Below are 15,584 nucleotides of genomic sequence, written 5' to 3' on the forward strand. Positions count from 1 at the left end.
ATCCAATAAGTTGATTTTCTATTATGGGTAATGGTCGTACCAAAGTAAGGCTAGCGAGATGGTATTTGACTTTATAGAGCTAATATTGCTAGTTTGGTCCTACCAAAAGAGAGGGTGATGATGAACACAACCGCACAAAGCCTTTTTCATCCGGTGCAAATGGGCCGGGCCAGTGAAGATGTGGCATTACAAATTGAGTCAGCGATTCTGTCTGAGGCGCTAAAGCCTGGTGACAAACTACCCAGTGAGCGTGAGCTTCAGCAACAGTTCGGAACAGGACGCGGTGTGGTGCGTGAGGCGATTCAGGCACTCAAACAAAAAGGCTTGATTGAAATCCGCAAGGGTCAGAAAGGCGGTGCTGTCGTGCGCCAAGTGGATGTTCATCATATCAGTGAATCACTGGCGCTGTTTCTCAAGCAAAGCCATATCAATGCGGAGAAAGTGGCGGAGTTTCGTGAAACGGTCGACCAAAGCTTGGTTTTACTTGCGATGAGTCGCGGGAATGAGGCGCAGAAAGTCACACTGCAGGAAACCGTAGAAGCCTTAGCGGCTGAAGCGGCGAGTGTGAGTCCAGATCTTGATCGATTAGGGGAGCTAGATCGGGCGCTAAACCTGCTGATTGCTGAAATGTCAGGCAACCCAATTTTTGAGTGGGTAATGCATGCGCTGCAACAAGGCTTTAGCTCGCACGATTATGCCCTTTATCAGGCGGCGGAGTATCGTCGCCAAACGGTGGAAAACTGGCAGCAGACCGTCCACCACATTGTTGCCGCAGAGCCTTTTAAGGCGCAGGCAACGATCAGCCACCACTATCGGTTGCTACAACAATGCATTGATGCACAAGCATCAAGCAAATAATAAAAAACACTTCAAAAAGGAAACCTCTAACTACATTCACCCATAACCGCGCCACCAAGATGGCGAACAAGTCACTGCGCGCGGGAAGGAAAACTGGAGGTTTTATGGGACTGCAACAAAACTACGATTACATCATTATTGGCGCGGGTTCAGCAGGCTGTGTGTTGGCGAACCGTTTAAGTGCCAATCCAGATAACAAGGTGCTACTTCTTGAGGCGGGTCGTCCTGATTATCGACTTGATTTTCGCATTCATATGCCCGCCGCACTGACATACTTGCTGACTGATGGCACCTATAACTGGCTATACGAATCCGAGCCCGAGCCGAACATGCATAATCGCCGTATCGCACAGCCACGTGGCAAAGTGCTTGGCGGTTGTAGCAGCATTAATGGCATGATTTACATCCGTGGTAACGCCATGGACTACGAGAAGTGGGCCAACGAGCACGGATTAAAAAAATGGGATTATGCCCATTGCCTGCCGTATTTCCGCAAGTGTGAAACGCGTTTACAGGGCCAAGATGATTACCATGGTAATAATGGGCCACTGGCGATCAGTACCGCCGATTGCGATAACCCTCTGTTTAGTGCCTTCTTTAATGCCACCCAGCAAGCGGGCTATCCATTAACCGACGATGTAAACGGTTATCAGCAAGAAGGCTTTGGGATTTTCGACCAAAATATCTATCGCGGTCGTCGCCACAGTGCTGCGCGCGCGTATCTACACCCGGTGATGAACCGTAAAAATCTTACCGTGATCACCGGTGCGACAACCGATAAAGTGCTGTTTGAAGACAAAACGGCTATCGGTGTGGAATATCGCAAGTGGGGACGGAAGAAAACCGCCTATGGCGCCGAGATTATCAGTTGTGGTGGTGCAATCAACTCACCGAAGCTGTTGCAGCTATCGGGTATTGGCGATGAGACCATGTTGAAAAACTTAGGGATTAAGCCTGTTCACCATTTGCCGGGTGTGGGTGAAAACTTGCAAGACCACCTTGAGCTTTACGTGCAGTATGAATGTAAAGAGCCGGTCAGCATGTATCCCGCGCTTAAGTTTCACAATCAACCGAAAATCGGTTTTGATTGGCTGTTCCGTCGTAAAGGTGCTGCCGCGACCAACCACTTTGAGGCAGGTGGTTTTGTGCGTGGTAATGATGAGGTGGCGTATCCGAACTTGCAGTTCCACTTTTTACCTTTGGCAATTCGCTATGATGGTTCGGCACCCAACAAAGGACATGGTTTCCAGTTGCATGTGGGGCCGATGAATACCGATGTGCGCGGTTACGTTAAAATTCGCAGCACTAACCCAGATGAGAAGCCAGAGATCTTCTTTAACTATCTCTCAACGCCACAAGAGCGTAAAGAGTGGGTGGAAGCGATTCGCGTGTCGCGAGATATCATTGCGCAACCTGCGTTTGACCACCTTCGCGGTAAAGAGTTATCACCGGGCAGCGATGCGCAAACCGATGAAGAGATCCTCGATTTTGTGGCACGCGAAGGGGAAAGTGCTTACCACCCCAGCTGTACTTGCAAAATGGGCTTGGCGAGCGATGAAATGGCAGTCGTGGATGAATCATTGAATGTACATGGGGTGAAAAATCTGCGTGTCGTTGATGCGTCCGTTTTCCCAGCAATTACCAATGGTAACTTGTATGCGCCGACGATCATGGTAGCTGAAAAGGCGGCAGATATGATGATGGGGCATACGCTCGCACCCGCGAAAGACGCTGAGTATTACCGTTATATGCCAGAAACTGGTTCACAGCCGGTAGAGAAAGCGACGGCTGACGTGGCGTAATCGGCCGCTGTTTTCGGATGAAAGCCAGCAGAATGCTGGCTTTTTTATGGGGCTTTGTCCGTGTTATTTGAAGGGTTTGTTGACTGGTTGAGTTGGTACTTGGCCGCGCTATAGCTTGCCACGCTGTAGGGGACGAGATAGTTGAGTAGCGCATGGCCGATACTAAATGAGCCATCGGCCCACAGCGCATCGCCTTGATTGATAATGTTGAGTATTGTTCCCACCACTAAAGCTATTTTGATCGCGTTAATGACCAAGCTTCGCTTTACGAGTATACGGATAAGCGGTTGCATCAGGTGTCCAGATCAAGATGACGTTCATTTGCCCGAGCAAGTAGCGCTTGAGTTGGGATCGTATCGATGGTTTCTTGGATCACTCGACGAATTAATGCCGTATCTGGCTTGCGACGCTGTTTAGCTGGTGAACGCTGAACCCCGGTGGGCGCGAGGGTGTAAGCGCCATCATTCTTCACCAGTTTCGCTTGCTGCAAACAAACGGGGCAGTGTAGGAGGTGTCCTGATTTATCGCGAAACGCTTTCACTTTCCGATTGGGCGGATACTTGTAAGAACTTCGGTAACGTGAGCACCACCGTCACGCCTTGGTTGATATCTGAGTCAAAACTTAGTTTGCCTTGAAGCTTTTGTCTAACCAGATTAAACACTAAGTTAAGGCCAAGCCCCGAGCCTCCTTTGCCACGCTTGCTGGTGTAAAAAGGCTCAAAAATGCGCTGATGCAGTTCAGGCGGCACGCCTACACCATTATCGGTATAAACCACTTCTACATCTTCGCCTAGATCAGTGATCTTGATGTGAATCGCAGGGCTATCGATATTCTCAAACGCATGCCGCACGCTGTTCATCACCAAGTTTGATACCACTTGGGTTAATACTCCGGGTAAGCTACTCATTTCTAGGTTGGCATCGCCTTCAATAATAGGGACGACGGGCACTTTTTTCGTTTCAGGGCGCAAACTCCCCATTAGCGCGTCTAGTGCCTGTACAACACGAAACTGACTGCGGCTCTCTGAGACTTGATCAACGGCGGTTTGTTTGAAATCACGAATCAAGCGGGCGGCACGATTGAGGTTATTTTCCAACATGTTGGAGCCATCGACGATCTGCTTCATCACGGCTTCAAATTGTTGACTGGTGAGGGATTGGTCCGCGAAGGCATGATTGAGTGTGGCTACCGCCTCTTTAATCACCGAATTGGCAGTCACCGCGATCCCGAGTGGGGTGTTTACTTCATGTGCAACACCGGCAACCAGGCTTCCCAAAGCGGCCAGTTTTTCTGATTCCACTAATTGGTTCTGTGCGGCTTTTAGATTCTCCATGCTTTGCTCCAGATCTTGCGTCCGTTCATTGACGGTTTTCTCCAAGTTCTGGTTTAGTAATTGCAATTCAAGCTGGGTTTGCTTTAGCTCGGTGATGTCAATTGCCGTGCCGCGAAAACCGACAAATCCTTCATCGCTGAAGTGGGCAATGCCCTGAAAAACAAAGTAATGAGGGCGCTTGTTCAATAATATTTTCTCTTCACACATGGTGAAGTTTTCATAGTCTTCGAGGTGGCCAAGTAACGAGTAACAGTTCGCGAGTAAAGGGATATCGCGGATTTTGGGCGTATTGTGTATATCAATATCAAGCGCTGTCTGCATGGCATCTGAGCAAAACGTGAGACGTTGTGTTGCGTTGGTTTCCCATAACCAATCGGATGACGCGCTGGTGAAATCTGCGAGGCGCTCCTGCTCCAGAATAATGCTCTGGTATAAGTTAGCCATACGCAGAGTTATTTTGTTGGTCTCTTCGGCAAGCCAGTCAAGTTCGTCATCTTTTTCCATGATGAACTTGCGATGCTTAAGTTCCAGCGGCTGATGAATGGGGGCTAACGGATCAAAATGACGCAGGTGTTTGGCAATTGAGAACACCCGCTGGCTGACACTTTGGTGGAACACCCACAAAATTAATGCGCAGACAATCAGGGTTTTAATGCCGTTAAGAAGCAGGGTGATCACGAATTGACGCAGTAAAATATCGTAGATCTTTTGAGCATCCGATTCGATAAATAGCGTACCTAGCTCAATGCGTCGCCCTGTATCCGGATGAAAGTAAATAAGCTCAGTGCTACTCATCACACTGTTCTTGCTAATAGGTTCACCTGCATCAAGGACAACACCATCGAATTCAATCGACAGATAGTCGATATAAGGCAAGTTCACGAGCCCATCGAGACGGTTTTGTGCACTCACCAAGTCAAAGACCCACAATGAGGAGGCAATTAAATCGGCATGGACGTTTTCAATTTCGTAGTGGCGACGATCGACGTTATCGAACGCCTCTTCATAATCCCATGAAAGCTGCAGCAGTGTGGTCATAATGGTAAAAAAGCTACTCAACAACACCATCAATAAGATGATCCGCCGTCCGACAATACTGAACAGCGGGTGACTAATGCTTTCCTCAAACTTCTGCAGTTGGCTCATTGCTTCCCTATTGTGTGCTGAGTATCTTCGCGTTGTTGTGAGGCGATATTGGCCAGGTTCAATGGAATTAAAAACATAAACTTGGCGCCTTCACCGGGCGTCGATTCAAACTGTAACTCGCCTTGAAGCTTTTGCTTGACCAAGTTAAAAACCAAATTCAGCCCGAGCCCTGATCCACCGCGACCGCGTTTGCTGGTATAAAAGGGCTCAAAAATGCGTTGATGTAACTCTTCGGGGACGCCACAGCCGTTATCTTGGTAACACAGATAGAGATGCTCATCTTGGCGTTCAAACTCAATCAGAATGTGTGGCGCGTCGGTATCGTCGAATGCATGATTGATGCTGTTCATCACCAAATTAGAAATGACTTGAGTCAGCACGCCGGGAAGGCTGTGCATGATAATTTTTTCCTCTCCTTTCACCATTGGCTCGACGGGCACTTTACGCGTTTCAGGATGCAGACTTGCAATGAGCGCATCGATCGTTTTTTTGACATCAAATTCGGTATGCGCCTCCGAAACTTGGTCAACGGCAGTTTGTTTGAAGTCACGAATCAGGTGTGAGGCGCGATTCAGGTTGTGTTCGAGCATGTTGATACTGTCATCTACTTGTTTCATCAGTGATGCAAATTGAGTGCTTGTCAGTGTCTTTTCTTTGAACGCAGCATTGAGGGTGGTAGTGATTTCTTTCACCACAGAGGAGGCGGTGACTGCAATGCCTAGCGGGGTATTCACTTCGTGCGCAACGCCAGCCACCAAGCTCCCTAATGCGGCTAATTTCTCAGACTCCACTAACTGATCCTGCGCCGCCTTTAGTCGCTCCATACTTTCTTGTAGCTCGCGAGTGCGCTCATCGACGGTGACTTCGAGGTTTTGGTTTAACGTTTCGAGTTCAAATTGTGTCTTTTTGAGCTCCGTAATATCGATACCAGTGCCACGGAAGCCACGAAAACCATCGACGCCATAGTGGGCGAGCGCCTGAAAGACGAAATAGCGGGTGTCATTATCAATTTGGATGATTTCTTCACACATCGCAAAATCTTGCTGGCGCTGCAAATTGCCAATGAATTGGTTACAGCCAATCGTTTTGAGTATGTCGTGTAAGTAGGGAAAATGCTTGGCTTCGATACCTAGAGCGTGACGCATCGGGTCAGAGCAAAAAGTGAGTTTTAGGTCGGCATCGGTTTCCCACAGCCAATCAGAGGAGACATGAGTAAAGTCTGATAGGCGCTCTCGCTCTAACATAATTTTTCGATACAGCGTTGACATGTTGTCGGTAATTTTGTTGGTTTCTACTGCGAGCCAGTCCAGCTCGTCTTCCTTTTCCATGATGTATTTCGTTTTTGGCAGAGTGAGCGTTTTGTGTGCTGGGTCTAGCGGATTGTAGCCCCGTAAAAATTGAGCAACATGGAATACGCGCTGGCTCACAGTGTGATGAAAGACCAGTAGAATCAGATAACAAACTAGCAAGGTCTTAATAGCGTTGAGTAGCAAAGTAAGAAAAAACTGCTGAATCAAATGTGTGTATATCGTATTGATGTCCGATTCAACATAAATCGTCCCGATACGCTGTGTACGCCCTGTGTCTGGATCATCATATTCGAGTGGGTATTCATTGACGAGCTTACTGACCTCGACAGGTTCTCCAGCGTCGAACAAATAGTTCTCTGAGCGTACGGATAAATAATTGACATGGGGAAGGTTGACCAAGCCATCCAGACGCTCTTGCACACTGCTTAGATCATAAATCCAAAGCGAGCTTGCCAATAAATCGGCATGAATATTCTCAATTTCATAATGACGGCTATCCACATTGTTGAATGCTTCGTCATAGTCCCAATACGTTTGCAAAAGCGTGGTGAAAATGGTGAAGAAGCCGCTGAGAAAAATCATGATCAGCAAAATTCGACGGCCAACAAGGCTGAAGAAAGGGTTACGGATACTTTCATCGAATTTATGGCTTTTGCTCATACGTCTACAGTCATCGATGGCAACGGAATCAAATTTAAGTGTAGATGAAAAAACAGGATGTCATACCCATGGTATCTGTCTTGGCTCGCCTACACTAAAAAGGTTCGGTTACTATGGAGCTCATCATGCACCGGTTGATAAAAGTACTCATTAGTTTACTCCTTTTTGCAACGGCCCCTGCTTGGGCCACGAATGTGATGCTGATTCAAAGCTATCACTATGGCTATGATTGGGATAAAAGCTATATCGCTGGTCTAGAAAAGGCATTGGGCAGTGATTACACGCTATCTCGCTTTGAAATGGATACCAAGCGGCTGCCACCCCGTGAGTTTGAAAAGCAGGCGGATAAAGCCTTTGCCGCATACCAAGCAGCAAAGCCTGAAATCGTGGTACTCGGCGATGATAATGCGCTGAAATACATGTTGCCAAGGCTCTATGATGAGCCCATTTCGATTGTTTTTTTAGGTATTAACTCTAACCCTCGCCATTTGCTTGCCCAGTATGACGGTCAAGCAAAAGTAACTGGCGTACTGGAATTACCCTTATTTGTGCGAAATGTACGTGAAATCAGCATGCTGCTAGGTAAGAAAAACATCAAAGTAAAAGTGATGTTCGACTCGGGGGTCACTTCGGAAATTGCTGCTGATTATATACTGCGTCAGTACGAACAAATTCGTCGTAGCTTAGGGATTGAAATTGATATCGTTACTGCTGTGACGTTCCAAGGTTGGCAGCGCGAAATTACTGCCGCAAAACGCGATGGCTTTGATGCAATTATTGTTGGCCTATATCAAACCTTAGTGGACAGTGAAGAAAACAATGTCGACGCCAACCAAGTACTCAGTTGGACAAACCAACATGCAAAGTTGCCGATCTTTGGCTTTTGGGACTTTTCTGTCGGTAAAGGGAAGACGGCGGGCGGTGTTGTGTTATTTGGTGAGTCACAAGGCCAGCATGCGGGGGAGCTCGTTAAACAAATTCATGCTGGCGCAGATGCAAGCACAATACCGATTCAAATTGGTCGCCAAGGGCGGGCGATTTATAGTGCCAGTGAAATGAAACGCTGGTCGTTGACGCCTTCTTCACGGTGGCAAAACATTGATTGATGGCGTGAGGATGAAAGCCTAAGTGCTGACGATACCGTTGGTCAGCACATTTTGGGATAAGCAATCGCTTTGGATAACACGCACAAAAAACGCGCTCAAACGGCGCGTTTTGATTGTTGGGTAAAAGCATACGATTAGTCTGGGTGCGCTTCGCGGATTGCAATAAAGTCGTCCCAGTTATCGATCAGTAAGTCGACCAGCTTGGGCTCAAAATGTTTGCCGCGCTGTGCGATCAACTCGTTACGAATGTCGTCATCAGTCCACGCATCTTTATATGAGCGTTTTGACCCGAGTGCATCAAACACGTCGGCTAATGCAGAAATCCGTCCACTGACAGGGATGTTTTCCCCTGCCAATTTGTTGGGATATCCACTGCCATCCCATTTTTCATGGTGAGTCGCGGCAATTTCTTTGGCAACCAAAATTAAACGGCGTTTGGAATGGCTAAGAATTTCGACACCATATTCAACGTGTTTTTGCATGATCTCCCATTCATCAGCGTCGAGCTTACCGGGTTTGTGCAAAATGGCATCAGGGATCGCGACTTTACCCACATCATGCAGCGGCGATCCGTGTTTAATCATGGTGGCCTCTTGCTCACTCAGGCCGTAAAGCTCTGCAAGGCGTTCACAGAACAAAGATACCCGTTGCACGTGCGCCCCCGTTTCTTTACTCCGCGCTTCCACTGCATTGGCGAGGTTATAAACTAGCTCTTTGGAAGTTTCACGTAAATCTACCATCAAGCTAAGGTTCTCGAACGTCAGCCCAATGTTTTGCATATATATTTTCAGCAAATGTTGGTCGAGCTCTGAGAGAGTTTTAGCGTGATTTACGTAAAGTAGAAACTCAACATCTTCCTCATCACGATGGAACAGCACAAAGCCATCATCAAACTGGATACTCTGTTGTTTATTGAGGGCTTGTTGGCATCGTTCTGCTACCGTTTTCGGTAACTTCTCAAATGCACATTCGCTGTAGCAGTCAACGTATTCTCCTGTCGCGGCGAGGGTCAGTGCGCGTGACTCTTCTGCGCCAGGGCGAGGTTGTACGACGCAATAAAAGGCTGAGTCATGAATGTGTAGCAATGAGGTAAGTTGCTCCAACACCGCGGTCGCATAGTGTTGCAGGTTAGTAGTGTTTTGGACGTTGGCCGACGCCTCAATCACCCGCTTTAATCCTTGTTTTTGCTCCTCAATCATGCACAAATCGCGATAAGAGCGCAGCATAGAGTAGAGTAAGGTTTTTAGCTTTTGGGTGGTGAGTTCGGTTTTTTCTTTGTAATCGTCAATATCGTATTCGCGGATGACTCTATCTTCGGGGGCTTGTCCCGCTTGGCCAGTCCGCAACACTAACCGGATCACGTGGTCGTTTTTCTCATCGCGGATATATCGCACCAGATCTAAACCCGCGTGCTCGGTTTCCATCACCACATCCACAAGTGCCAGGGCGATACCTTCCTCTTTTGCGAGAATGTCTTTCGCTTCTTGCCCTGATAATGCCGATAAAATCTCGAGCGGGCGATCTTGAAACGTAAACCCTGTTAACGCCAAGCGCGTCACCTCGTGCATCAAATCATCATCATCCACCAACAGAATACGCCATGGCTCGTGGGTGGAAGCCTGATTCGTTTCTGGTGGGGATGGTGATGCGTCGTCACGCTGATCCGCAAACAAGTCCATGATCTTCGCCTCTATTCGCGTACTTCTTAGTTATCTAAAGCGTAGTTGAGCAAAATAAAAGTTGCGAGTCAGCACGACGTGCCAATGTGGCATTTTGCTAATACAAGGTCGAATTGATATCGATACATCATTCTTTCTTCCTGATCTCGCGCAGTATTGTATGGATTTCTTTTGGTAGGTAGAGACGCTTATCTCCCTTCTAACTCGGCATAGCTTATGTAATCAATTGCACCAAAGGGGCTACTATTTGGATAAAACACGTTAACACTTCAACGTGTTGCGTAACGCATCATTAAGATTGTTGTGATGCAGATATCATTTGATAGTGAGCGGTTTTGCGGGTTTTTGTGATCGCTGTTTTACTGACTAGACAACAATCACAATCAGATTTTGACAAACAAACAAGGCAGTTATGTTTAAAAAACTTTCATTAAAAAATAAGCTTGCGCTATCGGCGAGTGTCGCCATCATCATAGGTGGTTTACTGGTGGAAGCGATCTCATTTCGGGCGTCACTATCACGGCTTGATACCGAGGTATCGCAACGTCTCGAAAGTACGACGGCCTCATATAACCAGTATGTGGCGGATTGGATCGTGTCGAAAGAACGTGCGATGACGTCGCTAAGCAGTGAAGCCAATCTCAACAGCATTGTGACGCACCTAAAACAGGTTCGCGATTCGGGTGGGTTTGATAATGTGTTCCTCGCGTATCCAGATGGTAGTCAAGACAACGCCAATGGTGTGGTCCTCCCTCCCGGTAATGATGATCCACGCAAATGGGGGTGGTACATCAACGCGAAAGCCGATCCGTCGAGCGTGTTTATGGATAACCCTACGGTGGCCGCAGCGACTGGCGCTAATGTTGTCTCTTTAGGTAAAGCCTTGCAACTGGGTGGCGACATGGTGGTGCTTGGTGCGGACGTTGAAATTGGCGACATCATTCAAGGCCTTGAGAAGGTTATCTTACCTGGGCGCGGTTATATGTTTATTGCCAATGGCGATGGCAACATCTTTACCCATGCCAATACGGATCTTCTTAACCAACCCGTCAGTGACTTAGGCCTATCGTTAAGTACGGTAAAAAATGCCGCCAATTCGGGCCAAGATCTTATGGCCGAGGTAAACGGTGAGCAAAGTGTGGTGTATGCCAAGCCGATTGCCAATACGGGATTAATGACGGTCACGGTGATCAATTATGACTCGTTGGTAGCGCCTTTGTTCGATGCGGTGTGGGGACAAATTGCTGTGACCATCGGGGTGGTGATTGCGTGTACTTTGTTATTTAACCTGTTGGTTAACGTCCTGTTTAAACCACTGACCAATGTGTCGAATGCGCTTGAGCAAATTGCGCATGGTAGCGGTGATTTGACCCAGCGGATTGAGGTAGAAAGCGAAGATGAAGTCGGGCAGTTGGCGCACAATTTCAATACTTTCGTAGGAAGTATGCATCAACTCATCAGCCATATTCGTGGACAGGCCGATCAGCTGACATCGCAATCGAAAAGCAGTACCGATCGTGCACAACGCAACGTGGATGATATTAATCAGCAGCAACAAGAGATCACCATGGTGGCGACAGCCGTGACAGAACTGGCATCGGCGACGCAGGAAATTGCCTCACATGCTGAGCACACCGCAAGCACCGCACAAGATTCAACCGCAAGTACCAATAATGGTCGGGCGGTGGTGGAGAACACTAAGACGTCAATCACCCGCTTGGCCGATGAGTTGAAGCAGGCCAGTACCATCGTGGCGGAGTTGGACAGTCACTCCCAAGAAATTTCGACCGTGTTATCGACCATTCAAGATATCGCTGAGCAAACCAATTTGCTGGCGCTGAATGCGGCGATTGAGGCGGCACGAGCAGGCGAACAGGGCCGTGGTTTTGCGGTAGTTGCCGATGAAGTGCGCATCTTGTCTCAGCGCACCCATGCATCGACTGAAGAAATTAAGTCTACGATTGATACCTTGCAAACCACCACAGCCAATGCCGTTTCTATTATGGAAAGTAGTTCATCACTGGCGGGTGACTCGGTCGCGGACGCTGATAAAGCCACTGCAGCATTGAGTGAGATTGATGCGGCGGTTAACCAAATTAGCGATATGGCGACTCAAATTGCAACGGCTGCTGAAGAACAAACCCATGTGACTAGCGAGATCACGCAAAATATTACCTCAATTAAAGATGTGTCTGAGCACCTTGTTCATAGTGCGAACGATGCGTCTGAAGAGGCGGATGGGTTGCGTATTCAAGCGGCGAACCTTAGCGAAAAAGTGGCAACCTACAAACTTTAAACGCGCATCTGGCTACCCTGACGTTAAGGGTAGCCAGATTTTTTGAAAAAAATGAAGATAAAACTGAACTTTATTCAGTGAGGTTGGTCACACTAAGCACTGAAGCAACAACAAAAAGGTTTTATGCTAACCCTATTACGACATTTTCGTACCTCATTTATCTTCTTTCTGCTTGGTATTGGATGCCTCTTAGCATTCAACTTATCCACCCCTAACATTGCTGCCAACGGCACGCTACAAGAACCCTTCGCGTTTATTCCACTTGCATGGCTATTCCTCGCGGTGAGCGCGGTGATTTTTACGTTTAAAATGGTGCAAACGGTACTGATCGTTAAACGCCAACATCTTGATTGCTGATACCAAGGTCCAGAGGAGGCAACATGATTGAACGTCACGGCCGAGAACTGGATATTGATATCGGTAATAAACACTTGGTGATTCAACGTCGTTATGAGGCGTGTGGGGCTTTTAACGACCTTCTAATCGCGATTTGGTTTTTGATTGGCAGTTTTTTCTTCTTAAACGATGCGTTGATGGAAAGTGGTACCTGGCTTTTCATTGTTGGGAGCGCACAGCTGCTGTTAAAACCGAGTATCAAGTTGATGAGTTTGGTCCATGTCTCGCGGGTCCAAAACCGAGCGCTTAGCTCCTCATCGTTAGATCAAGAGTAGTCAGATATAGCGGTATCATCGGGCCTACTCTCCCTCCTGTTGCAAACTGCAATACACTAGCCTCACATCATTCGTGGCGAGAGATGCGTCTCTTACCACGGATTTTTATCCTCGTACGCATAATGCAACGATTGTCTATAAATCTAGCGGAATGCTGTCACTGTGTTGCCCTCATTTCGCGTGATTTCTCGCTAAGTGATTGCTGGCGTTATAGTCGATGCATTGTCTTTATTTATTGGCATTGTTCTTGATATCTCCACGTCGCACCGAACACGTCGGTGTTTATTCAAAGGAGGAAGAAGTCTATGCCAAAGGTGTCAATTCGAGCCATATCCATTACAAGCTATGCGCTCATGGTGAGCTTAAATGCCGCGTTGATATTTCATATGGCTTGGCTAAATGAATATGTGGTGCTCGGATTAAGCTTGATGATTGCAGTAGCTGCGACCATGTTTATTAATCAACGTTTTACAGCAGGCATTACACGCGTCAGTACATTTGCCAAGGAGCTCGCGAAAGGCAACCTTACCGCCCAATTGAGCACCAATGATGGCGATGAGTTTACCGAGGTCGCACAATCATTGAATCGAGCCGTCGATCGGTTACGTCAAACGATTCGCAACGTAGAAAAGGCAGCCGATACGCTGGATAGCTTTACCGACAGCTCAGAAAAGCGAGCGGAAAAAGGCGCTATCCTGACCGAAGAGCAAAGCGAGAAGATCGACAGCATTGCGACAGCGATTGAAGAAATGACTAGTACGGTGGGCTCACTGTCAGAAGACGTACAAGCCATTTCATCTGAAGCTGAAAAAGTAGATGAAAGCTCACGTCAGTCGCAGAAAGAGCTGTCTGAGATGATGAGCGAATTGAACGAGCTTGTATCAGCAATCAACGTCTCTGCAGAAATGTTTGATAAAGTTGAGCACAGTGCGGGACAAATTGAGCACTTCTTGGAAGTTATCACTGATGTGGCTGAGCAAACTAATTTACTTGCTTTAAATGCCGCAATTGAAGCCGCCCGGGCAGGCGAACAAGGACGAGGGTTTGCCGTAGTTGCGGATGAAGTCCGAAAGTTGGCTAGCCGTACGCAATCATCGGCCAGTGAAATTAATAATATGACCAATGAATTATTCCGTAGTCTGAAGCAATCGTCAGAGCTTTCTGACCGGACTGAGTCGCTCGCCAACCGTGCATCGAAGCAGGCGAGCGAGACATCGCGGTCGATTGACGGGGTGCTGGAGAACTTCTCTATCATTACAGACCGGATTAACTCACTGGCAAGCGCCATTGAGCAGCAACGTACTGTGTCATCGGATATTTCTGCCAATATCAATCGATTGACCGAATCGGGACAACAAGCCGCAGATATTGCGTTGGAAAACAAACAAGATATGGAGAAAATCAGCGAATTAGCCGAGTCACTCAATCAAGATTTGGATGAATTGAACCTGAGAAAGGCGCGTGCGAGAGCTTAAGTCGTCACTCTCATGGTAAGTAGTAGGAAGAGAAAAACGGGCCAAGTAGGCCCGTTTTTGTCGATGTGCTAACCCATCATCTCGGATGGTGTCAGTGCGGAAGTATCCATAGTTGCAGTGACACAAAGGCACCAATGGAAATCAGAACCACCATCAAGGTTGATAAGCGCGTACAGGCTAAACCAATCGCGACTAAAGCACTGACTAAATAAGGATTGGTCGCCGAGATAGCCAGCTGATCCTCGGGAAAGAAGACAATCGGTACCCATAGCGCGGTTAGAACCGCCGGTGCAGAGTAGGTCAGGAGTCGTTGTAATCGCGGCCCAATGCGCACAGGGATACTCCGTGCCAGTAGCAGATAACGCACCGAGAAGGTGATCAGCGCCATGGCGACGATGATTAACCAATAACTCATGTTGACGCCCTCCGTGTCGGTAGCGACTCAGCCATTAGCCCCGCGACCATACCTACGCCGGTTGCAATGATTAACGCATTGGGGATGTGGTAATAGGTGAATAACAGCATACTGACACCGCTTGCCAAGGTACAAAGTAGCACGGGGCGAGTTTTTATGCTGGGAACGGTCAGTGCGATAAAGGTGGCAGCAATGGCAAAATCGAGGCCGATGGCTTCCAAGGCTTTCAGCTGAGAACCGGCGAGAATCCCTGCTAAGGTGGCAAGATTCCAACCCACGTAAAACGCGGCGCCCGTATACAGGGCATAGTGTTTAGAAAACTTTCCCTGCTTGCTGGTGTGTGCGGTTGAAAGCGCATACATTTCATCGGTCAGTAAAAAGCCGAGGCCGAGACGCCATTTAAGTGGCAAGGGAGTGATGTACTGTCGAAAGTGAGCACCATAGAGAAGGTGCCGTGCGCTAATCACCAGTGTGGAACCGAGTACCGCTGGCAATCCCGCCGCATTGCCCACCATCATGGTGCCCGACAATTGCACCGCTCCTGCAAAAACCAGTAATGACATGGCTTGTGTTTGTAGTGCACTGAATCCCATTTGCAGCCCTAATGAACCGCAGAGTACACCCCAAGGCAGGACGGCGAGGCACAACGGACTGACATCGCCTAATGCGCGCCATACCGATGCCTCAGGCGCATGCACCTCTTGTGCAGCCTTATGCATAGATCACCTTTTTGTTGTATTTGCTTGGTTATAAATTGTTTTTATCGGTAAGGTGCTAAAAGGTCAGGTAACGTACTGATTAACAAACTTACCAGATGTTTGTACCACATCAC

Annotated in this window: 14 protein-coding genes; 7 read left to right on the forward strand and 7 right to left on the reverse strand. The window is 47.9% G+C overall.

What is annotated here, in order from left to right:
• Positions 1 to 117: 117 nt before the first annotated feature.
• Both BZG84_RS13975 and betA read left to right on the forward strand, forming a co-directional pair.
• Positions 118 to 858, forward strand: coding sequence for a FadR/GntR family transcriptional regulator (locus BZG84_RS13975; RefSeq protein ID WP_108742992.1), 741 nt, complete (start codon positions 118 to 120; stop codon positions 856 to 858).
• Positions 859 to 962: 104 nt separating this feature from the next.
• Positions 963 to 2,660 carry a choline dehydrogenase gene (gene betA / locus BZG84_RS13980; protein WP_077482037.1) on the forward strand — a complete coding sequence of 566 codons (1,698 nt, stop codon included), beginning with the start codon at positions 963 to 965 and terminating at the stop codon, positions 2,658 to 2,660.
• Between the two features lie 44 nt (positions 2,661 to 2,704).
• On the opposite strand, the gene nrtS is transcribed toward betA, so the two are convergent.
• Genes nrtS through BZG84_RS14000 form a run of 4 tightly spaced genes read right to left on the reverse strand, consistent with a single transcriptional unit; the run spans position 2,705 to position 7,110 of the window.
• The gene (nrtS, locus tag BZG84_RS13985; RefSeq protein WP_077678345.1) at positions 2,705 to 2,953 is read right to left on the reverse strand and encodes a nitrate/nitrite transporter NrtS; all 249 of its coding nucleotides are present in this window, start codon (positions 2,951 to 2,953) and stop codon (positions 2,705 to 2,707) included.
• Positions 2,953 to 3,201 (reverse strand): hypothetical protein, encoded by a 249-nt coding sequence (locus BZG84_RS13990; protein WP_131826271.1) that lies wholly within the window; start codon positions 3,199 to 3,201, stop codon positions 2,953 to 2,955. The genes nrtS and BZG84_RS13990 overlap by 1 nt, the downstream gene beginning before the upstream one ends.
• Positions 3,182 to 5,140: a sensor histidine kinase gene (locus BZG84_RS13995; RefSeq protein WP_077480109.1), complete on the reverse strand. Its 1,959-nt coding sequence runs from the start codon at positions 5,138 to 5,140 to the stop codon at positions 3,182 to 3,184. Before BZG84_RS13995 ends, BZG84_RS13990 begins: the two co-directional genes overlap by 20 nt.
• Positions 5,137 to 7,110, reverse strand: a complete 1,974-nt coding sequence (locus BZG84_RS14000) for a sensor histidine kinase (protein WP_077678346.1) — start codon at positions 7,108 to 7,110, stop codon at positions 5,137 to 5,139. Before BZG84_RS14000 ends, BZG84_RS13995 begins: the two co-directional genes overlap by 4 nt.
• Positions 7,111 to 7,247: 137 nt before the next feature.
• Between BZG84_RS14000 and BZG84_RS14005 the strand changes: the two genes are divergently transcribed.
• Positions 7,248 to 8,216 (forward strand): ABC transporter substrate-binding protein, encoded by a 969-nt coding sequence (locus BZG84_RS14005; protein ID WP_415752721.1) that lies wholly within the window; start codon positions 7,248 to 7,250, stop codon positions 8,214 to 8,216.
• Between the two features lie 134 nt (positions 8,217 to 8,350).
• On the opposite strand, the gene BZG84_RS14010 is transcribed toward BZG84_RS14005, so the two are convergent.
• Positions 8,351 to 9,895 (reverse strand): DUF3369 domain-containing protein, encoded by a 1,545-nt coding sequence (locus tag BZG84_RS14010; protein ID WP_077678347.1) that lies wholly within the window; start codon positions 9,893 to 9,895, stop codon positions 8,351 to 8,353.
• 412 nt (positions 9,896 to 10,307) lie between these two features.
• Here BZG84_RS14010 and BZG84_RS14015 point away from each other — a divergent pair, with 412 nt between their 5' ends.
• From BZG84_RS14015 to BZG84_RS14030, 4 genes are all read left to right on the forward strand, one after another.
• Positions 10,308 to 12,191: a methyl-accepting chemotaxis protein gene (locus tag BZG84_RS14015; protein WP_077480105.1), complete on the forward strand. Its 1,884-nt coding sequence runs from the start codon at positions 10,308 to 10,310 to the stop codon at positions 12,189 to 12,191.
• Between the two features lie 123 nt (positions 12,192 to 12,314).
• Positions 12,315 to 12,548, forward strand: coding sequence for a DUF3955 domain-containing protein (locus BZG84_RS14020; RefSeq protein WP_077480104.1), 234 nt, complete (start codon positions 12,315 to 12,317; stop codon positions 12,546 to 12,548).
• 23 nt (positions 12,549 to 12,571) lie between these two features.
• On the forward strand, positions 12,572 to 12,862 hold the full coding sequence (locus BZG84_RS14025) for a YrhK family protein (RefSeq protein WP_077480103.1): 291 nt from the start codon (positions 12,572 to 12,574) through the stop codon (positions 12,860 to 12,862).
• Between the two features lie 305 nt (positions 12,863 to 13,167).
• On the forward strand, positions 13,168 to 14,337 hold the full coding sequence (locus tag BZG84_RS14030) for a methyl-accepting chemotaxis protein (protein ID WP_077678348.1): 1,170 nt from the start codon (positions 13,168 to 13,170) through the stop codon (positions 14,335 to 14,337).
• 91 nt (positions 14,338 to 14,428) lie between these two features.
• Here BZG84_RS14030 and BZG84_RS14035 read toward each other — a convergent pair whose 3' ends face one another.
• Together BZG84_RS14035 and BZG84_RS14040 are read right to left on the reverse strand one after the other, a co-directional pair.
• A complete protein-coding gene (locus BZG84_RS14035; protein ID WP_077480101.1) occupies positions 14,429 to 14,752 on the reverse strand; it encodes an AzlD domain-containing protein in 324 nt (107 codons plus the stop codon).
• Entirely contained in the window at positions 14,749 to 15,471 is a 723-nt protein-coding gene (locus BZG84_RS14040) for an AzlC family ABC transporter permease (protein ID WP_077480100.1), read from the reverse strand. The genes BZG84_RS14035 and BZG84_RS14040 overlap by 4 nt, the downstream gene beginning before the upstream one ends.
• Positions 15,472 to 15,584: the final 113 nt, after the last annotated feature.

Source organism: Salinivibrio sp. PR932 (assembly GCF_001996125.1).
In the GTDB taxonomy this organism is placed as follows: Bacteria; Pseudomonadota; Gammaproteobacteria; order Enterobacterales; family Vibrionaceae; genus Salinivibrio; species Salinivibrio proteolyticus.